The sequence below is a fragment of the Croceibacterium xixiisoli genome (assembly GCF_009827305.1).
Taxonomy (GTDB): Bacteria; Pseudomonadota; Alphaproteobacteria; order Sphingomonadales; family Sphingomonadaceae; genus Croceibacterium_C; species Croceibacterium_C xixiisoli.
In genome coordinates, this window is record NZ_WTYJ01000002.1 from 797,710 (window position 1) to 817,573 (window position 19,864).

A 19,864-nucleotide genomic window follows, 5' to 3' on the forward strand; every position below is an offset into this window, starting at 1 on the left:
GCGCCGGCCCCCGGCATTGGCCTTCATCAGCTGCATGAAATGCTGGCGGATCGCGACGACCAGATCGCAGAGCTGCGGCACGCTCTGGCAAACATTCCAGCCCCTGCTGCGCCCGAATTCGACCGGTCTCAGCTGGACGCCATGATGGCCGATCGCGATGCGCAGATCGCCGAATTGCGCGAAGAACTGGCGAATATTCCGCTCCCGCCCGCGCCGGAGATCGAACGGCATCAGCTGGATGCGATGCTGGCCTATCGCGACACGCAGATTACCGAACTGCAGCAGGCGATCGTCGAACTGTCGAGCGACCGCGACCATGCACTGGCTGCGGTGGTCCGTCCGGAAATCGACGCCATGCAGGATCAGCTGGCACGTCTGGATGCCAAGCTGGTCGAGCAGGAGCAGACGATCCGTCAGACGCTGACCATGCTGATCGAATGGATCGAAGGCGAATCGGATCAGTCCCGGGCCGCATAAGGGGGAAATCGGTGAACGCGGTGAGCTTTGATCACCGGCCCGCTGCGGCCGATCCGACTGTTGTGGGTGCACCTGCCGGTGCTTCGGCAATCGTCAACGGCCTGTCGGTCGATGTCGAAGACTGGTTCCAGGTCGGCGCGTTCGAACGGGTGATCGACCGCGCCGAATGGGATGGGCTCACCGATCGGGTGGATCGCAACGTGCGCGAAATCCTTGATCTGTTCGATGAAGTCGGGGCGAAGGCGACATTCTTCACCTTGGGATGGGTGGCGCAGCGGCATGGGCCCTTGTTGCGTGAAATCGCCGCGCGGGGCCATGAAATGGCCAGCCATGGCTGGGATCATCAACGGGTGTTCCGCTTCGATCGCAAGAGTTTCGGCCAGGATATCGCCCGCGCCCGCCAGGTGATCGAGGATGTATCTGGCACAGCCGTCACCGGCTATCGCGCGCCCAGCTTCTCGATCGATCAGCGCACCACCTGGGCATTCGAGGAACTGGCCGAACAGGGTTATGCCTATTCTTCCAGCGTCGCACCGATCGCTCATGATCATTACGGCTGGAAAGAAGCGCCCCGCTTTGCCTTTCATCCGCTGCCCGGTTCCTCGCTGATCGAAATCCCGGTCACCACCGCCATGCTCGCCAATCGGCGCATGGCTGCCGGCGGGGGCGGGTTCTTCCGTGTGCTGCCCTATGGGTTCAGCCGCTGGGCCATCCGCCAGGTCAACCGCGACGATGGTCGCCCGGCGATCTTCTATTTTCACCCTTGGGAAGTGGACCCCGATCAGCCGCGCGTACCCAATGCGCCGCTCAAGTCGCGGTTGCGCCATTACACCAATCTGTCCCGCATGGCGCCCAAGCTGCGCCGGCTGGTGCGGGATTTCGCCTGGGGCCGGATGGACGATCTGGCAGAGCAGGAACTGATGCGCCTGCAGGCGGCATCAGCATGAACGCGCCCTTTCCCCTGCAGCGGGACACCCTTCGCGTGGCCAATCTGCGCGAAGCCGATGAATGCAGGCGGATCGAAGCCTATGTGGCGGATCGCGGGGGCAGCGTATTCCAGCGCCCAGCATGGCTGCGTGCCGTGGAACAGGGCACGGGCCAGCGGGCACGCGGTCTGGTGGCCGAACGGGCCGGGCAACTGACCGGTTGGCTGCCGCTCAACGAAATTCACTCCCCGGTGTTCGGGCGCGTACTGGCCTCCAGCGGGTTTGCTGTCGAAGGCGGGGTGATCGCCGACCGGCCCGATACGGCAGTGCTGCTGTGCCGCGCGGCGGAAGAATATGCGGTGCGCTTGTCATGCAGCGGGGTGGAGCTGCGCGGCGGCCCGGCGCCAGATGACTGGCATATCAGAACAGACAGCCACTGCGGCTTTGTTGCGGCGCTGGAAAGCGGCGATGAGGCGCAACTGGGCGTCATCCCGCGCAAGCAGCGCGCCGAGGTGCGCAAGGCGCTGAGCAACCCGCTCGACATTTCGATCGGCACCGGTCCAGAGGATCGTGCCGCGCATTACGCCGTCTACGCCGAGAGCGTCCGCAATCTGGGCACGCCGGTGTTCCCACGCGCCCTGTTCGACGCCGCGCTTGATGCGCTCGACGCCGACATCCTGACCGTGCGCCATGATGGCATTCCGGTCGCCAGCGTCCTGTCGATTTATCATGCCGGCGCCGTCATGCCCTATTGGGGCGGGGGTACCTTTGCCGCGCGTCAACTGCGCGCCAATGACCGAATGTATTACGAGCTCATGCTCCATGCTCGGCGGCGCGGGAGCGACCGGTTTGATTTCGGCCGCAGCAAGACCAGCAGCGGCGCCTATTTCTTCAAGAAAAACTGGGGTTTCGAGCCAGAGCCGCTGGCCTATGCCAGCTGGACCGCGCCGGGCGTGGAAAAGCGGGATATCGATCCCAACAGCGAGAAGCACTCCGCACGCATCGCCCTGTGGAAACGCCTGCCGCTGGCCCTGTCCAACCGGATCGGCCCTCTGATCGCGCGGGGGCTGGGGTGACGGGGATATTGTTCCTGGCCCACCGGCTGCCATTCCCACCAGACCGGGGGGACAAGATCCGATCCCATCATCTGCTGCGCGCGCTGGCCGAACTGGCACCGGTGCATGTCGGCTGTTTTGCGGAAAGTCCGGCCGACTATCAGCATGAACATGCGCTAAAGGCGGTTGCCGCCAGCCATTGCATGCCTTTGCGTGATACGCGGCTGCTCCTCGCCGGGTTGAAGGCCGTCTTGAAGCATGAACCCGTCAGTCTGGCAGCATTTCGCGATGCGACGCTTGCCAACTGGGTGCAGACCACACTGGCAACCCATGCGATCGACACGATCTATGTATTTTCCGGACAGATGGGTCAATATGTGCCGGATGACTGGAACGGTCGGCTGATCGTTGATCTGGTCGATGTCGATTCCGCGAAATTCGAAGCTTACGCGACCGATGGAAATCCGGTGATGCGCTGGGTGAACGCGCGGGAAGCGCGCTTGCTGCGAACCGAAGAGCAGCGGCTGGCCGCGCAGGCAGATCATGTGCTGCTGATCAGCAGGCAGGAGGCGGATCTGTTCCGTTCCCGCATTCCAGCATCGCTGCAAGGGCGGGTTCGCGCCATGGGTAACGGGATCGATGTCGCCAGTTACGATCCGGCGGCGGTCACCCGCCATGCCGCTTTTGTCAGCGAACCGGGTCCGCATCTGCTGTTTACCGGGCAGATGGATTACGCCCCCAATATCGAGGCGGTGGAGCGCGTGGTGCGGCAGATCATGCCGGGCATTCGTCGCCGCCATCCTGGCGCTCGCTTTCATGTCGTCGGCCGTGCGCCCACTGCAGAGGTGCGCGCGCTCGATGGCGTGGAGGGCTGTCATATATGGGGAGAGGTGGCCGATGTTCGCCCCTTCCTGCGTGCGGCAGATCTGGTCGTTGCACCGCTTACGATTGCACGCGGGGTGCAGAACAAGGTGCTGGAAGCCATGGCCATGGCCCGCGCGGTGGTGCTGACGCCACCGGCTGCGACCGGCATTCCCGCCACTGATGGCGTGCATCTGGCCATCGCTGAACAGGATGATGCCCTGATCGATGCCTGCCTGCGATTGCTGGCTGCACCGGATGATCGGGCCGCGCTGGGGGGCGCTGCGCGGGATCTGGTATCGCAAGATATGAACTGGCCGGCGATGCTGGTCGATCTGGCCGGCTTGGTCAGTGCGCCGCCGAAGGGCGCGCATGATGATGGACGACGCGATGCAGCCTGATCTTTCCCTGTCTGGTCACGGCATCACGCTGGCTCGGGTCCCCCAGGCCTGGCGCCGCCCTTTGATGTCTTTGACGCTCGTGTGGCTGGCAATCGTGGTGCTGTTCCTGCGCGATTGGGGCGACATGGCCCATCAATGGTGGGATTCCTCAACCTACAACCACATCCTGCTGGTGCCACCGATCCTCGCCTGGCTTGTGCACATGCGCAGCGCGGAGCTCGTGAAGCTGACACCGCGTGCATGGTGGCCGGGCCTCATCCCCTTCGCCGGGGCGACGTTCCTGTGGCTGCTCGGCAATATGTCAGGGTTGAACCTCGCCAGCCATCTGGGGCTGGTGATCATGATGCAGGCTGCCGTGCTGACTGTGCTTGGCCCAATGGTCAGCTGGGCGCTGCTGTTTCCCATTCTCTACATGCTGTTTCTGGTGCCATTCGGCGATATGCTGGTCCCGCCGCTGCAGATGATCACGGCCGATATCACCATCGCTTTTACCCATCTCAGCGGCATTCCCGCGGAAATAGATGGCGTGTTCATTGATACGCCGGTCGGCCTGTTCGAAGTGGCAGAAGCGTGCTCTGGCGTGAAGTTCCTGATCGCGATGGTGGCGCTCGGCACGCTGGTGGCGCATGTCTGCTATGTCGATTGGCGCCGGCGGCTGCTGTTCATGTTGGTCGCCATTATCCTCCCGATCTTCGCCAATGGTGTGCGGGCCTGGGGCACGATCTATATCGCCCAATCGCAGGGTATCGAATTTGCCGCCGGCTTCGATCACATTTTCTACGGCTGGGTGTTCTTTGCCTTGGTGATGATCATCCTGCTTGCCATGGGTTGGCGGTTTTTTGATCGTCCTCTCGATGATCGCTTCATTGATGCCGCTGCCATCAGCAACACGCCTTGGTTGCGCTGGCTGGACCGTTTTTCGCTGCATATCGCCCTTGCGGTCGTCGCTGCGATCGGATTGATGCTGGGCGGGATCGCCTGGGGCCAGGCTGCGCGCGCGCTGGATGCGCCAATGCCGGACCAGTTGCACCTGCAGGCGCCGGCGGGCTGGACCATGGTTGATTACACCCCTGCCGTCTGGTGGGAACCGCGCGCAGCCGGCGCCGATCATCGCTTGATGGCCCGGTTCCGTGATCAAGCCGGGCATGAGGTGGATGTGTTCTTTGCGCTCTATTCCGGTCAGGATGATGGGCGAGAAGCGGGCGGTTTCGGCGAAGGGGCGCTGGTTCCCGAAACACCCTGGCGCTGGCAGGAGCCTGCTTCAGGGCCTGGCGATGCCATGGCCGAATGGCTGCAGGCCAACGGCAACGTGCGACGGCTCGCCTTCACCTGGTACCGCAGTGGCGATCTGCTGACCGGCAGCAATTCGCGGCTCAAGCTGGCCAACATGGCTGATCGCCTGTTGATGCGCGAACGGGCAACGGCGGTACTGATTCTGTCGAGCGAGAGTGGGGACGGCCCGCCGCCGGCCGAAGCGATCGATGCGTTCCTGGCTGGCATCGGCCCCGTCGGTTCGTGGATGGACCGGCTGGCTCAGCTGCCGTAACGGTACCACCATGTGCGGAATAGCCGGCCTCTTTCATTGCGGAACACCCAAGCCCGTTGATCCCACGCGGATCGAACGGATGTGCAACGTCATGGCCCATCGCGGGCCGGACGGATCGGGCGTCTGGACCGCCCCGGGCGTCGGGTTGGGGCATCGGCGCCTGTCGATCATCGATCTCGCCGGTTCGCCGCAGCCGATGCATTCCCCCGATGGTCGCGCGGCGATCGTCTTCAACGGCGAAATCTACAATTACCGGGAATTGCGGCGTGAACTGGCTGCCGAGGGCATACAGTTCCGCACCGATGGCGACACCGAAGTCATTCTGGCCGCCTGGCAACGCTGGGGCGTCAATTGCCTGCATCGGCTGAACGGTATGTTTGCCTTTGCCCTGTATGATTTTTCCAGCCGCAGCCTGCTGCTGGCGCGCGATCGTCTGGGCGTCAAGCCGCTCTTCACCGCACAACTGGCGGATGGCAGCCTGGCCTTTGCTTCTGAACTGAAGGGATTGCTCGCCCACCCTTTGCTGCGGCGCGAGGTAGATCCACTCGCGGTCGAGGACTATCTGACCTGGGGTTATGTTCCAGATAATCGCTCGATCCTGAAAGGGATCGAGAAACTGCCCGCTGGCCATTACCAGTTGCTGCGGCATGATGCGCCGCCAGCGTCACCGCAACAATGGTGGGATATCAGCTTCGCCGATCGGCGCCGCGGCAATGAACGCGATCTTGAGGCGGAATTGCTGCACCATCTGCGCGAGGCGGTGACCAGCCGTATGGTCGCCGATGTTCCGCTCGGCGCCTTCCTTTCCGGTGGCGTGGATTCGTCTGCGGTGGTTGCGCTGATGGCTGAAGCGCAGCAAGCTCCGGTCAGGACCTGTTCGATCGGGTTCGACGTCGCTGCGGTCGATGAAACATCCTATGCTGCGCAAATCGCCGAATTGTTCGGCACTATGCATCAGGCGCGGCAGGTCGGATCCGATCAGTTCGATGCTGTCGAGACGCTTGTGGAAATGTTCGACGAACCTTTCGCCGATGCTTCGGCCTTGCCGACCTGGCGGGTATGCCAGCTGGCAAGGGAGACGGTGACCGTGGCCCTGTCGGGCGATGGTGCTGACGAAGCGTTCGCCGGATACCGACGGCAAGTTTTCCACGCGCATGAGGAGAAGGCGCGTTCACTGCTGCCTGCGCCGGTCAGGCGCGGCCTGCTGGGCGGGCTTGGCAGCGTCTGGCCCAAAGCAGACTGGGCGCCGCGTCCCCTGCGTTTCAAATCGACGCTGCTGTCGCTCGCCGGTAGTGGAGCGCAAGGTTATGCCCGTGGCCTTAGCGCAGCACCGCCGGAGGTGCGTCTGCAGCTTTATTCTCCCGATTTTGCCCGCCGGCTGGGAGGGTACCGTGGCGAACAGCCGTTGATCGAACTGATGAGTCGAGCGCCGGCCCGCAGCGGGCTTGACCGGGCGCAATACGCCGATCTCAAATTCTGGTTGCCTGGCGATATTCTGACCAAGGTCGATCGCACGAGCATGTCGGTCAGCCTCGAAGCACGCGAACCCTTGCTGGATCACCGGCTGATCGAATTTGCCGCGACCCTGCCTGATAATATGCGGGTGCGCGGCAAGCAGGGGAAATATCTGCTGAAGCGGGCGATGCGGCGCTATCTGCCTGACGATATTCTCTATCGCCCCAAGCAAGGTTTCGTGACACCGATCGCCCAATGGTTGCGCGGGCCGTTGGCGGAACAAACCCGCGCCGTGGGGGCCAGCAACATTCTGGCGCAGACAGGCTGGTTCGATGGTGCGGCCATCGGGCGGCTGGCAGAATCGCATATTTCCGGGCGTTCCGACAATTCGCGCCTGCTGTGGCAGCTGCTCATGCTCGACCGTTCCCTGCAAAGACTTGAAATCACCGGCTGAGCCAGCCCTGTTGGGATCGGGCCATGATTGGCACAAACCATGCCATTTTGAGGCAGGATTCCAATAAAGGGACAATTGGGCGAATATGACATTGCCAGCCCTCTGATAGCTGCATAGCATCGGGCCAGCGTTCGACATCTGGCAAGGAAGCGAGCGCATCGGGTCTGCAAATACCAGGGGTGGCTATGGATCGGCTGGCAGGGCATTTAGGCTGCGTGGGCGACGAAGTTGCGTCGGATACTGACGTTTCGGCGTCGGTTGATGATCAGCTGATCGCTGAAAGCGTACGCTATTCCAGTATCGATGCAGGGCTGTTTGACCTGCAGGAACTCGATGTTCTTTATGACGATGCAGCTGCTGCGCTGTGGACCTTCATGCGACCGGCGGGACGGCCCAGCTTTTCACCGGCGATGCTGCAGGATTTCCAGCAATGGCAGCGCCTGATCCATTCCAGCTTCGGCGCTGGCAAGGTGCCATTGCGGTACATGGTCCTGGGCAGCCGTGCGCCGAATGTGTTCTGCTATGGCGGGGATCTGGATCTGTTCCAGAAGCTCATCCGGGCAGGTGACCGGCGCGGGTTGGAACAATATGGCCATCGCTGCGTGGAAATTCTCCATCGCAACATGCGTGGGCTTGATCTTCCGTTGCTCACAATCGGTTTGGTCCAGGGCGCTGCACTGGGTGGCGGGTTCGAAGCCGTACTGTCTTTCGATTATATTATTGCTGAACGCGGGGCGACGTTTGGCTTGCCCGAGGTGCTGTTCGGATTGTTCCCGGGCATGGGGGCGCATGCGATCTTGTCGCGCAAGCTGGGCACGGCCATGGCCGATCGCCTGATCGGATCGAACCGCACCTATACCGCTGAAGAAATGTACGATTTGGGGATCGTGCATGAGTTGGCAGAGGCTGGGGAAGGGCTGGCCTATTGCCGCGAATTCATTCGCAAGGCCGAACGGCGCCATGCCGGATTGGTCAATGCCCGCCGGGCCATGCGCCTGACGCACCCGATTGAACTGGCTGAACTTACACGGATTGTCGATTTGTGGGCGGATGCTGCGCTCAAGGTAACCGAAAGCGATCTCAAGATCATGAAGCGGTTGACCAGGGCGCAGGATCGCGTGGTGCAGAACGCTGCCTGATGGGTGCGCGGGGGCGTGGCCTCCGCGTGCCGCAACTATCCGGAAACGCCGTGGCCGCGTGCGAGGTAGTCCAGGCTCTGCATTTCCATCAACCGGCTGACAGTCCGATCGAATTCGAAGCTGCCATCGCCTGATGGATAAAGTTTTGCTGGTTCGGCCGCCGCTGTGGTGATCAGCTTGACCCCATATTCATACAGGGCGTCGATCAGCTTGGTGAAGCGGATCGCCTCATTGCGGTTCTCCGGGCTGAGCATGGGAATACCGACCACGATGACAGTGTGATAGGCGCGGGCAACCGCGAGATAATCCGCAGCGCCGAGCGGTTGCTGGCACAGCCGCTTGAAACTGAACACGCCCACGCCCTTCAGGCTTTTGGGTACGAACAATGTTCGGCCATCGCACACTGGCAATTCGGCGGATGGGACATTTGCGGCGTCTTCGGGATTGTAGTCGGTCAGCCGGAAGAATGCCTGCCGCACCTGTGCCGTCGCGTCCGCGCCAATCGGGGAATGCCAGGTATCCATCCCGCCCAGCCGGTCGAGCCGGTAATCCGTAGGGCCGTTCAGTTCGATCACATCCATGTCCTGGCCGATCAGATCGATGAAAGGCAGGAACAGCGAACGGTTGATCCCGTCCTTGTAAAGATCCTGCGGCGGTCGGTTGGATGTGGTGACGATGGTCACATGCTGGTCCCGCATCAGCGCGGTAAACAGCCGCCCCATGATCGCGGCATCGGCCGTATTGTTGACGATCATTTCGTCAAACGCCAGGCAGCGCAGATTGCGGGCAATACGCGCCGCCACCGGACCGATCGGATCGCCGCTTTCTTTGCGGCGTTCTTCCCGCATCAGCCCATCGACTTCCAGCATGAAGGCGTGAAAATGCACCCGGCGCTTGTCGGTTATTGCAAGCGTATCGACAAACAGATCCATCAGCATGGATTTGCCGCGCCCCACGCCGCCCCACATATATAGGCCGCGAATGGGCGCAGGCTTGGCCCGGAAACGGCTCAGAAACCCGGTCGGGCGCCTGTCACCAGCTTCCAGTTCGCCCTGCAGCCTGGCCAGCCGCTCTGCCGCGGCCAGCTGTTCCCGGTCGGGGCGCAACTCGCCGGCGGCGATCAGGGCATGGTATCTTGCAAGGAGCTTGGTCAGATGTGCCGCTCCACCTGCATCTTCTTGATCTCGGCAATGGCCTTGGCCGGACTTAGGCCCTTGGGGCACACATTGGCGCAGTTCATGATTGTGTGGCAGCGATAGAGGCGGAACGGATCTTCCAGATTGTCCAGGCGCTCCCCGGTCATCTCGTCGCGGCTGTCGGCCAGCCAGCGATAGGCCTGCAGCAGAATGGCCGGGCCCAGGAACTTGTCCGAATTCCACCAATAGCTGGGGCAGGCGGTGGAACAGCAGGCGCACAGAATGCACTCATACAGACCGTCCAGCTTTTCGCGCTGTTCCGGGCTCTGCAGCCGTTCCTTGCCGCTCGGCGTAGTGGTGACGGTCTGCAGCCAGGGGCGGATCGAGGCATACTGCGCATAGAAATGGGTAAAATCGGGGACCAGGTCCTTGATCACCTCCATATGAGGCAGCGGGGTGATCTTGATCGTCCCACCTTTCAAATCCTCGATCGCCGTGGTGCAGGCAAGACCGTTGGATCCTTCCATGTTCATCGAACAGGAACCGCAAATCCCTTCGCGGCAAGACCGGCGGAAGGTCAGCGTGGGGTCGATCTCGTTCTTGATCTTGATCAGCGCATCCAGAACCATCGGGCCGCACTCGTCAAGATCGATCTCGAACGTGTCGTAGCGTGGGTTCTGGCCGGATTCCGGATCCCAGCGGTAAATGCGGAACTTCTTCACCCGCGTTGCGCCGGGCGCGGTGTGATCGCGGCCCTTCGCTGAAATCTTGCTGTTCTTGGGGAGGGTGAACGTAGCCATTTTTATCCGTCCTTCGGAGCGTTGACGGTCTAGTAGCGTCTCAGGCGGGGCATTCAAGGGCGCACTGTCCCTACACTGCGGCATAGCCGCAACATGTGCCATAAAAGCAGACCGGCCCCGGATTGGATCCGGGGCCGGCAGTAATGCTTATGCGCCGAAAGTGCGCTGCCACCATCCGCGTCGCGGGGGGCCATCATTGTCATCGTCTTCAGCCTCGGCGTTCTGAGCTGTGCCTTCGTCACCAGCTGCAGTCGCGTGAGCGGGGGGCGTTTCGTCAGCCGCTTCGACGACCGCATCAGCTTCAGCGACGGCAGGGGCTTCTGTCGGTGCTTCGGGAACCGGATCCGCCTTCTTGCGGCGGGTGCGCTTGGGCTTGACCGGTGCTTCTTCAGCCGGTGCGGCTTCGTCCGCTGCGGGCTCTGCCGGCGCAGCATCGGCCTTCTTGCGGCGGGTGCGCTTGGGCTTGGTCGGAGCCTCTTCAGCCGTTGCGTCTTCAGCGGGCGCTTCGGCGGCAGGAGCTTCAGCAGCTTCTACCGGCACTTCCGCTGCAGCATCGGCCTTCTTGCGGCGGGTGCGCTTGGGCTTGGCGGCCGGTGCTGCCTCGACCTCGGCTACGGCTTCCGGCTCGGCTGCTTTGCTGACGGCCTCAACCGTCTCGCTTGCTTCGCTCTCAACCTGCGCTTCTGCTGCTACCTCGGCGTCGCCGTCGCTGGCGGCGGGCTCTTCACCTTCGGCTGTATCGTCCGAAGCTTCATCGGCATCCAGGGCATCGCCGTTCTCACTGGTCTCGCCGTTCTGCTTGCGCCGACGTCGACCGCCGCGACGACGGCGACGGCGTGGGGTCTCGCCATCTTCGGCTTCGGCCCCGGCTTCACCACCGGCCTGTGCAGACCCGCCATCGGCGGCTTCATCCGCACCGTCTTCGGTTTCGCCATTGGCATCATCAACGGCTTCGGCATCATCACCTTCACCTTCGCCATCTTCCCGCTGGCGGTTCCGGTTGCGGCCACCACGACGACGGCGACGGCGCTTGCGGCGCCCTTCGTCATCTTCGCCGGGGGCTTCACGGCTTTCTTCTGCAGCTTCCTTTTCTTCTGCCTCGTCCTCATCCTCGTCGATGTCCTCAGGCAGATCGTCATCATCTTCCTCGATGATCGGATCGAACCGGGGTGCCACCGCCGGGCGCGGGCCGGAGCTGGCGGCGCGCATCTTGGCGCCTTCGTCCTCGCCTTCGGGAATGACCTCCACGGTCACGCCGTAACGCAGCTCGATTTCGGCCAGATCTGCACGCTTGGTGTTGAGCAGATAGATCGCCGCTTCGGTGGAGGCGAACAGCGAAATCACCGTGCCCTTGCCCTTGGCTGCTTCGTCTTCGATCAGGCGCAGCGCAGACAGGCCGGCGCTGGATGCCGTCCGCACCAGCCCGGTGCCGTCACAATGCGGGCAGGAACGGGTGGTTGCTTCCAGCACGCCCGTGCGCAGGCGCTGGCGACTCATTTCCATCAGGCCAAAGCCGGAAATACGGCCCACCTGGATCCTGGCGCGATCGTTCTTCAGCGATTCCTTCATCGCCTTCTCGACCTTGCGGACGTTGGAACCATATTCCATGTCGATGAAGTCGATGACCACCAGACCGGCCATGTCGCGCAAGCGCAACTGACGCGCGATTTCGCGGGCCGCTTCCAGATTGGTGTTGAGCGCGGTCTGTTCGATACCGTGCTCTTTGGTTGACCGGCCAGAGTTGATGTCGATCGACACCAGCGCCTCGGTCGGGTTGATCACCAGATAGCCGCCGCTTTTCAGCTGCACGACCGGATCATACATGGCCGACAGCTGGTCTTCTGCACCGGCCCGCTGGAACAGCGGTACAGGGTCGGAATAGGCCTTCACCCGCCGCGCATGGCTGGGCATCAGCAATTTCATGAAGGCCTTGGCGGATTTGTACCCTTCCTCGCCTTCCACGATCACTTCTTCGATATCGCGGTTGTAGATGTCGCGAATGGCGCGCTTGATCAGGTCGCTGTCCGAATGGATCAGGGCCGGAGCGCTGGACGCCATCGTGTTTTCGCGGATCTCGTCCCACAGGCGGGCGAGATAATCGAAGTCGCGCTTGATTTCGGTCTTGGTGCGCTGCAGCCCGGCGGTGCGGACGATCAGGCCCATCGAACGCGGCAGCGACAGTTCCGAAACGATTTGCTTCAATCGCTTGCGGTCGCCGGCCGAATTGATCTTGCGCGAAATCCCGCCGCCATGGCTGCTGTTGGGCATCAGCACGCAGTAACGACCGGCCAGGCTGAGATAGGTGGTCAGCGCGGCACCCTTGTTGCCGCGTTCTTCCTTAACGACCTGAACCAGCAGCACCTGCCGGCGCTGGATGACGTCCTGGATCTTGTACCGACGGCGCAGCGCCTGACGCTTGGCGCGCAGCTCGTCCATTTCCTTGGCACGGCCATTGCCGCCACGGCCCTGGCGCCGGCCCCGGCCACGGCGGTCGCGAGATTGCCCTTCGTCGCCATTGTCATTGTCTTCGGCGGCATGCTCGCCATCATCTTCGCCGTGATCCTCATCATCGTCATGGTCGACATGGCCGTCTTCGATGGTCGCGACTTCGTCGGATGCATGGGCATCGATTTCCTCGACGCCGGAGCCATCATTGCCGTTGTCTTCGAAATCCTCGCCGTCTTCCTCGTCTTCTTCAGCGGCGCGAAGCGCAGCCTCTTCATCCGCATGGGCCTGTTCTTCGGCCAGCAGAGCCTCGCGGTCCTGAGAGGGGATTTGGTAATAATCGGGATGGATTTCGCTGAAGGCCAGGAAGCCATGCCGATTTCCGCCGAAATCGACGAATGCCGCCTGCAGAGACGGTTCGACCCGCGTTACCTTGGCGAGATAGATGTTACCCTTGATCTGCTTGTGTTCAGCAGATTCAAAATCAAACTCCTCAATGCGATTGCCTTTGAGGACCGCCACCCGTGTTTCTTCCGAGTGGCGCGCATCGATAAACATGCGCGTTGCCATTAAATATTCTCCGGGCACTGTTCCGGGGCGCGGCTATGCCAGGCGCCGAAACGTGCCTATCTGTGTGAATTCCGCCCCGCGAAAGAACCCTGCAGGCCGATGGGGCGGAGAGAGGATTGGCGCGTCCGGGCATAGGCCGGGCCGCGCTGCGGAATGTTATTGCCGGGGAAGGAAGGCGCAGCGAAATTGCCTGCGCGAGCGCGCCTGCCGCCGTGACGCAGCCTGTATGCTGCGAATTGGCGGAGTGGCTCTTGCTTCTCATTCTGGGCATCAACCTGTAAGCTATTCCGGGCATTGGAAATACCAGCCCGGCCGGTGCCGAAACGCTGTGTTTCCGGCTAATGGCATTGCTAGCACCGGCAAATTCTGACGGCAACCTTATTGCGTGAAAGCCTAAAAATCGCTTTGCAGCAGCGGCGTGACATCAATATCCCCTTGGATAAGAATGTCCTATCGCCTGCAGATCCTCTTGCTGTTTCTTGCGCCGCTGGCCCTTGTGGCTGGCTTGTTTGTGCTGGGCGTGAACCTTCCGATGCTGCGGCTTGGGGAGAACTACGTCATTCGTTTCACCCTGCCCGAAGCGGGTGAGCCGGCGCAACTGCCGGTGGTGCAGGGGCCCGACGATCCTGCCCGCCCGCTGGTCGTGATCGATGCCGGGCATGGTGGGCGCGACCCGGGGGCAAGCGGGGATGGTTTTCGAGAAAAGGATATCGTGCTCGGCCTTGCCCAGGCGCTACGCGATGATTTGCTGGCTCAGGGTGGGATCCGGGTGGCACTGACCCGTAATGACGATCGATTTCTGGTGGTTGAGGAACGGTTCGAGATTGCCCGGGCGCTGGACGCAGATCTGTTCCTGTCGATCCACGCGGATTCTGCCGGTGAAAAGGCTGCGGTGTCGGGCGCCAGCATCTACACTCTCTCGGAAAAGGCATCGAGCGAGGCTGCAGCGCGGTTCGCGGCGCGCGAGAACACCGCCGATGCGGTTAACGGTGTGGTACTCTCGGGCCGCAATCAGACCGTCGATGCTATTCTGGTCGAACTCTCCCAACGACGCACCTCCGAAGGATCGGCGGAATTCGCCCGGCTGATTGAACGCGAAGGGCAGGGGGCGCTGCAGTTTCTGCCCCCGGCGCAGCGTTCGGCAGCGTTGCGCGTGTTGCGGGCCCCGGATGTTCCTTCAGTGTTGTTTGAATCAGGCTTCATTACCAATCCCGAGGATGCCGAAAGGTTGGCCTCGCCCGCTGGGCGCAAGCGCTTTGCCGAGGCACTGTCGCGGGCGATAAGGATATATTTTGCCCGCAACCCCTCAGAATAGTTTTCACTGCGCGGTTGAAACTGGCGCGATCTGCAATCTGCATGCTACAGCGCCGCGTCATGTCCGATACCATCCAGGGCGCGGATGAATCCGCTGCATACCGTATTCGCCGCGATGCCAGCGGCCTGTTTGCGAAACTGCGCAATGCCTGGCGGCAGAATCGCTGGCTGCGTGGTGCGTGTTACGCCCTTATGGTTGCGCTGATCGGGCTGTTCGGACTGTGGATATTCGTCGCGCGTGACCTGCCGGATGCAGAGACGCTGCTCGATTACGAACCGCCGCTGCCATCCATGGTGCGGGGCATCGACGGGGAAATCGTCCATTCCTATGCCCGCGAACGTCGGGTGCAGTTGCAGTTCAAGGATTTTCCCAAACGCCTGATAGACGCCTACACCTCGGCCGAAGACAAGACGTTCTGGACGCATGGCGGGATCGATCTGGGCGGCTTTGTCGGCGCGGTTATCGACTACACGCGCAAGATCGGATCGGGTGAGCGTGCGGTGGGCGGTTCGACCATCACCCAGCAGGTGGCGAAGAACATTCTGGTGGGTGACGAATATTCCGTTACCCGCAAGCTGAAGGAAATGCTGCTGGCCAGCCGCATCGAAGGCGTGCTGTCCAAGCAGGAAATCATCACGCTCTATCTAAACGAAATACCCCTCGGTCGCCGCAGCTTCGGCGTGCAGGCTGCCAGCCGGGCCTATTTCGACAAGGATGTTGCCGATCTCGACCTGCATGAAATGGCTTTCATGGCCATTCTGCCCAAGGCGCCGGAACGCTATGGCCGGGCAAAGTTCGTCGATGACGCCATAGGTCGGCGCAATTTCGTGCTCGATCAGATGGTCAGCAATGGCCATATAACGGCCGCAGAGGCGAGCGCGGCCAAAGCCCAGCCGCTCGGCTTGGTGGCGCAGCGGTCCGATCCCAATACTTCGGATGCCGGCTATTTCCTCGAAGAAGTCCGGCGTCAGCTTATCGATCGCTACGGCGAACAGGCTGAAAACGGGCCCTATAGCGTCTATGCAGGCGGCTTGTGGGTGCGAACTTCGCTGGATGCCCAATTGCAGGATGGAGCCCGCGATGCGTTGCGTGCGGGGCTGCTGCGTTATCATGGCAGTCGCGGTTGGCGTGGGCCGGTGGCTACGCTGGATCCGGGCAACGGCGATTTGACCAGCCAGCTGGCCAGTTCGGCACTGGGCATCAACTATGAAAACTGGCGTGTTGGTGTCGTGGTCAGTCGCTCGGGCGGTTCGGCGCGGATTGGCTTCTCCGACGGATCAGAAGCGCCGCTCAGTGGTCTGCCAGATGCACTGAAGACCGGCGATGTCATCGCCGTATCGCCGGCGGGGAGCGGGTGGCGCGTGCGCACCGTGCCCGAGGCATCGGGCGGCTTCGTCGCGCAGGATCCGCACAATGGTCGCGTGCTGGCGCTGCAGGGCGGTTTCGATTTCCGCCTCGGGTCGTTCAACCGCGCAACGCAGGCGATGCGGCAGCCGGGTTCGACCATCAAACCCTTCGTTTATGCGACGGGCCTCGATCACGGCATGTCCCCATCGAGCATGATCCCCGATCAGACCTATTGCTTCTTTCAGGGTGCACGCCTGGGCAACAAGTGCTTCCGTAATTCGGGCGGTGGTGGCGGCGGTGTTCACACCATGCGCTGGGGGCTGGAACAGTCCCGCAACCTGATGACCGTGCGGATCGCCATGGACAGCGGCATGGACAATGTCATCCGCACCTTCGATCGCATGGGCATCGGTAAATATGATTCCTATCCGTCTTTTGCGCTGGGTGCTGGCGAAACCACCGTGTTGCGGATGGTCAATGCCTATTCGGCCCTGGTGAATCATGGGCGGCTGAATGCGCCGACGGTGATCGATTTCGTGCAGGATCGGCGTGGCAAGGTGATCTGGCGCGCGGATGAACGCGAATGCACCGGCTGCAACATGGCGGAATGGGATGGCAATCCGATGCCGCGCTTCGGCGAAAGCGGGCGTCAGGTGATGGATGGTCGTACGGCTTATCAGACCGTGCACATGCTCGAAGGCGTGGTTCAGCGCGGCACCGGTACGGTTCTGCGCGATCTCGACATTCCTCTGTTCGGCAAGACCGGCACCACCACCGGACCGAAGGAAACCTGGTTTGTCGGCGGCTCGCCAGATATCGTTGCCGGGGTCTACGTCGGTTTTGATCAGCCACGCAACATGGGCGGTTACGCACAGGGCGGCACGGTGGCGGCGCCGATCATCAAGCAATTCATCAAGGAAACGCGCGAACGCTGGACCGGGCGGCCCTTTATCGCGCCCGAAGGCGTGCGCATGGTCCGGGTGGATCGGCGCAGCGGCAAGCGTGTGTTTGACGGTTCGCCCAGCGATGATCCGCGCGCCGCGATCATATGGGAAGCGTTCAAGCCGGATACGGAACCTCCACGGGAAAAGCGCAGCGATCAGGTCGATCAACTGCGGGAACTGGTACTGGCGCAACTGCGGCGTCAACGGGCCGGGGCGCAGCAGAGCAACAGCGCCGCATCGCAGCGTGAAGAAACGGTAGATTTCGTACAGGAACAGGGCGGCCTCTATTAGGCTGCGGTGAGAGGAAGATCGGGCATGAAGCGAGCATTGATGATAGCTGCAGTGGCCTTGGCCGCCACGCTGGCTCCGGCACCGGGCAGCGCCGCCCTGCAGCAGGGGACGCGTGCGCCGGACTTCCATACGCGCGGTGCGATCGCGGGCCGGGTGATCAATTTCGATCTCAACCGGGCGCTGCGCAATGGGCCGGTGGTGCTGTATTTCTTCCCTAAGGCTTTCACTCAGGGTTGCACGCTGGAAGCCAATGCCTTTGCGGAAGCGATGGATGACTTCAAGGCCGCCGGCGCCACGGTTGTCGGGCTTTCGGCCGACGATCTCGACACTTTGCGCGAATTCTCGACCAAGGAATGCCGCGACAAATTCGCGGTGGCCACCGCCACCCCGGCCACCATCCGCGCCTATGATGTGACGCTGACGCGGGAAGGCAAGGATACCGGTGTGACGGACCGCACCTCCTATGTCATCGCGCAGGATGGCCGGATCGTGATGGCCCATTCCGATCTGGACTGGCGCGAACATGTCAGCCGCTCGCTCGCAGCGGTGCGGGCTCTGCGTCGCTGAACCGGCGGGCGGGGCCTGGCTCCGCCGCTGACGCCAGGCAGCAATTGCTGCCATCGGGCAGAGTTTTGTCGTGCCCCACTTTCGTATTGTGACGACCTGCGCTAGGCGGGCCGCTTGTTGTTTGGAGATAGTGCATGCGTGCCGAAGGGCAGGCCAATATTGACCGGATCGAAGCGGCTCTGGCGCTGGTACGCCGTTCGCTCGACTGGGACCGTGCTGTCCGCCGGCTCGATGAACTCAACGCCCGGGTAGAGGATCCCAGCTTGTGGGATCGCCCCAAGCAGGCGGAAGAGGTCATGCGGGAACGGCGCAGGTTGGATGCCGCGATCGGCACCGTGCGCGAAATCACCTCCGAAATGGCGGATGCCGTTGAATTCGTCGAACTCGGTGAAATGGAAGGCGATGACGATGTCGTTGCCGATGGCCTGCTGACGCTGAAGAATCTGGCCGACCGGGCCGATGCAGACAAGGTGCAGGCGCTGCTGGCCGGTGAAGCCGACAGCTATGACACCTATCTGGAAGTGCATGCGGGCGCCGGTGGCACCGAAAGCCAGGATTGGGCGGAAATGCTGCAGCGCATGTATACGCGCTGGGCTGAGTGCAAAGGCTACAAGGTCGAACTGGTCGATTACCATTCGGGCGAACAGGCCGGCATCAAATCCGCAACCCTGCTGATCAAGGGTGAAAACGCCTATGGCTATGCCAAGACGGAAAGCGGCGTGCATCGCCTGGTCCGGATCAGCCCCTATGACAGCTCGGCCCGGCGGCACACCTCATTCAGCTCCGTCTGGGTTTATCCGGTGATCGATGACGATATCGATATCGAGATCAACGAGAGCGATTTGCGCATCGACACCTATCGCGCCAGCGGCGCCGGCGGTCAGCACGTCAACACGACCGACAGCGCTGTGCGCATCACGCACATCCCTTCGGGCATCGTGGTAGCCAGCCAGAACGATCGCAGCCAGCACAAGAACCGCGCAACTGCGATGAACATGCTGAAGGCGCGCATGTACGAGGCGGAACTGGCCCGGCGCGAAGCCGAAGCCGCCGGTGAGTACCAGGAAAAGACCGACATTGGCTGGGGACATCAGATCCGCAGCTATGTACTGCAGCCCTATCAGCTGGTGAAGGACCTGCGTACCGGGACCACTTCGACCAGTCCCGATGACGTGCTGGACGGGGATATCGATGATTTCATCGCGGCTGCGCTGGCGCAGCGGGTCACCGGTGAAGCCGTAGAGGTCGAAGACGTCGAGTGATCGGCATGCGAGGCGTGCGGGCGTCCTGATCGGGCGCCCCCGCACGGTTTTCGCCGTCCACATCGTCCGCTTTGCCATTTCAGGACTCAGTCGCTAAATGCGCGCGATGTTTCGGTCAGGTGTCACGTTGTTCGGGTTCGTAGCCCTGGTTGCCCTGGCCGGGTGCCAGCCGACGACCGTGGATGACGGCCGCCCGGAAACCGCGCGCGACTTCCCGCAAGCCGATCGCCCAGTCGGCCCGGGCGGGGCCACGGATTTCTTCGCCGAACAGACGCGCGATGATCGGCGCGAAGCGGTGACTGTCATGGATCTGGCGCAGATCCGCCCCACCATGACCGTGGCCGACATCGGCGCAGGTGAAGGCTATTACACCGTCCGCCTGGCGGAAAGAGTGGGCGAAAATGGTCGCGTTCTGGCACAGGATATCAACCAGGATGCACTGCGCCGGTTGGGTACCCGTGTCGAACACGAACGTCTGGACAATGTATCGATCAAGCTGGGCGCGGAAGATGATCCGGGATTGCCGGAAAACAGCTTTGATCGCATTTTTTTGATCCACATGTATCACGAAGTTACAGAGCCTTACGCTTTCTTGTGGCGGCTGCGGCCGGCATTGCGTGCGGGCGGGCAGGTGATCGTGGTGGATGTCGACCGGAATGGCGGTCAGCATGGTATTTCACCAGCCTTGTTGTTTTGTGAATTCGATCATGTGGGCTTTCGCCTCGTTGAATTTGTGCGTAAACCCGAACTCGCAGGCTATTATGCTCAGTTCGAGGCGGTGGGAAAACGCCCGGAACCGAAAGATATGAAACCCTGCAGTCAGCCAAGCGCAACTGCGGAAACGGGCGATTCCAATTCTGGATGATGCTCGAG

The 19,864-nt window shown here is 62.0% G+C and carries 14 protein-coding genes; 11 read left to right on the forward strand and 3 right to left on the reverse strand.

Features of this window, described 5'->3' with window-relative positions; all coding sequences use genetic code 11:
* Positions 1 to 539: 539 nt before the first annotated feature.
* The 6 genes from GRI97_RS12800 to GRI97_RS12825 all read left to right on the forward strand — a co-directional run bounded on the left by GRI97_RS12800 (position 540) and on the right by GRI97_RS12825 (position 8,314).
* The gene (locus GRI97_RS12800; protein WP_328598560.1) at positions 540 to 1,424 is read left to right on the forward strand and encodes an XrtA system polysaccharide deacetylase; all 885 of its coding nucleotides are present in this window, start codon (positions 540 to 542) and stop codon (positions 1,422 to 1,424) included.
* Positions 1,421 to 2,479, forward strand: a complete 1,059-nt coding sequence (locus tag GRI97_RS12805; RefSeq protein ID WP_161391555.1) for a FemAB family XrtA/PEP-CTERM system-associated protein — start codon at positions 1,421 to 1,423, stop codon at positions 2,477 to 2,479. The genes GRI97_RS12800 and GRI97_RS12805 overlap by 4 nt, the downstream gene beginning before the upstream one ends.
* Entirely contained in the window at positions 2,476 to 3,720 is a 1,245-nt protein-coding gene (locus GRI97_RS12810; RefSeq protein WP_161391556.1) for a TIGR03087 family PEP-CTERM/XrtA system glycosyltransferase, read from the forward strand. The genes GRI97_RS12805 and GRI97_RS12810 overlap by 4 nt, the downstream gene beginning before the upstream one ends.
* A gap of 64 nt (positions 3,721 to 3,784) precedes the next feature.
* Positions 3,785 to 5,266: an exosortase A gene (xrtA, locus tag GRI97_RS12815; RefSeq protein WP_235917784.1), complete on the forward strand. Its 1,482-nt coding sequence runs from the start codon at positions 3,785 to 3,787 to the stop codon at positions 5,264 to 5,266.
* Positions 5,267 to 5,276: 10 nt separating this feature from the next.
* Positions 5,277 to 7,175 carry an XrtA/PEP-CTERM system amidotransferase gene (locus tag GRI97_RS12820; RefSeq protein WP_161391770.1) on the forward strand — a complete coding sequence of 633 codons (1,899 nt, stop codon included), beginning with the start codon at positions 5,277 to 5,279 and terminating at the stop codon, positions 7,173 to 7,175.
* A gap of 215 nt (positions 7,176 to 7,390) precedes the next feature.
* On the forward strand, positions 7,391 to 8,314 hold the full coding sequence (locus tag GRI97_RS12825) for a crotonase/enoyl-CoA hydratase family protein (RefSeq protein WP_328598550.1): 924 nt from the start codon (positions 7,391 to 7,393) through the stop codon (positions 8,312 to 8,314).
* Between the two features lie 35 nt (positions 8,315 to 8,349).
* Here the strand turns inward: GRI97_RS12825 and zapE are convergent, their stop codons facing one another.
* The 3 genes from zapE to GRI97_RS12840 form a co-directional block, all read right to left on the reverse strand.
* Complete coding sequence (gene zapE / locus GRI97_RS12830) at positions 8,350 to 9,468, reverse strand: cell division protein ZapE (RefSeq protein ID WP_161391771.1); 1,119 nt, start codon at positions 9,466 to 9,468, stop codon at positions 8,350 to 8,352.
* Positions 9,465 to 10,250, reverse strand: coding sequence for a succinate dehydrogenase iron-sulfur subunit (locus GRI97_RS12835; protein WP_161391558.1), 786 nt, complete (start codon positions 10,248 to 10,250; stop codon positions 9,465 to 9,467). Before GRI97_RS12835 ends, zapE begins: the two co-directional genes overlap by 4 nt.
* A 147-nt stretch (positions 10,251 to 10,397) precedes the next feature.
* Positions 10,398 to 13,265: an Rne/Rng family ribonuclease gene (locus tag GRI97_RS12840; RefSeq protein ID WP_161391559.1), complete on the reverse strand. Its 2,868-nt coding sequence runs from the start codon at positions 13,263 to 13,265 to the stop codon at positions 10,398 to 10,400.
* Positions 13,266 to 13,761: 496 nt separating this feature from the next.
* Between GRI97_RS12840 and GRI97_RS12845 the strand changes: the two genes are divergently transcribed.
* The 5 genes from GRI97_RS12845 to GRI97_RS12865 all read left to right on the forward strand — a co-directional run bounded on the left by GRI97_RS12845 (position 13,762) and on the right by GRI97_RS12865 (position 19,856).
* A complete protein-coding gene (locus tag GRI97_RS12845) occupies positions 13,762 to 14,580 on the forward strand; it encodes an N-acetylmuramoyl-L-alanine amidase family protein (RefSeq protein WP_328598551.1) in 819 nt (272 codons plus the stop codon).
* A gap of 59 nt (positions 14,581 to 14,639) precedes the next feature.
* Positions 14,640 to 17,162 (forward strand): penicillin-binding protein 1A, encoded by a 2,523-nt coding sequence (locus tag GRI97_RS12850; protein ID WP_161391561.1) that lies wholly within the window; start codon positions 14,640 to 14,642, stop codon positions 17,160 to 17,162.
* 24 nt (positions 17,163 to 17,186) lie between these two features.
* Positions 17,187 to 17,729, forward strand: coding sequence for a peroxiredoxin (locus GRI97_RS12855; protein WP_161391562.1), 543 nt, complete (start codon positions 17,187 to 17,189; stop codon positions 17,727 to 17,729).
* Positions 17,730 to 17,863: 134 nt separating this feature from the next.
* Positions 17,864 to 18,991, forward strand: coding sequence for a peptide chain release factor 2 (prfB, locus tag GRI97_RS12860; RefSeq protein WP_161391563.1), 1,128 nt, complete (start codon positions 17,864 to 17,866; stop codon positions 18,989 to 18,991).
* A 304-nt stretch (positions 18,992 to 19,295) separates the two neighbouring features.
* Positions 19,296 to 19,856 (forward strand): class I SAM-dependent methyltransferase, encoded by a 561-nt coding sequence (locus tag GRI97_RS12865; RefSeq protein ID WP_377019313.1) that lies wholly within the window; start codon positions 19,296 to 19,298, stop codon positions 19,854 to 19,856.
* Positions 19,857 to 19,864: the final 8 nt, after the last annotated feature.

Coding starts and splice junctions, on each gene's coding strand:
- GRI97_RS12855 (WP_161391562.1), top strand. CDS start 17,187: ATGAAGCGAGCATTGATGATAGCTGCAGTGGCCTTGGCCGCCACGCTG.
- GRI97_RS12850 (WP_161391561.1), top strand. CDS start 14,640: ATGTCCGATACCATCCAGGGCGCGGATGAATCCGCTGCATACCGTATT.
- prfB (WP_161391563.1), top strand. CDS start 17,864: ATGCGTGCCGAAGGGCAGGCCAATATTGACCGGATCGAAGCGGCTCTG.
- GRI97_RS12805 (WP_161391555.1), top strand. CDS start 1,421: ATGAACGCGCCCTTTCCCCTGCAGCGGGACACCCTTCGCGTGGCCAAT.
- xrtA (WP_235917784.1), top strand. CDS start 3,785: ATGTCTTTGACGCTCGTGTGGCTGGCAATCGTGGTGCTGTTCCTGCGC.
- GRI97_RS12820 (WP_161391770.1), top strand. CDS start 5,277: ATGTGCGGAATAGCCGGCCTCTTTCATTGCGGAACACCCAAGCCCGTT.
- GRI97_RS12865 (WP_377019313.1), top strand. CDS start 19,296: ATGGATCTGGCGCAGATCCGCCCCACCATGACCGTGGCCGACATCGGC.
- GRI97_RS12835 (WP_161391558.1), bottom strand. CDS start 10,250: ATGGCTACGTTCACCCTCCCCAAGAACAGCAAGATTTCAGCGAAGGGC.
- GRI97_RS12840 (WP_161391559.1), bottom strand. CDS start 13,265: ATGGCAACGCGCATGTTTATCGATGCGCGCCACTCGGAAGAAACACGG.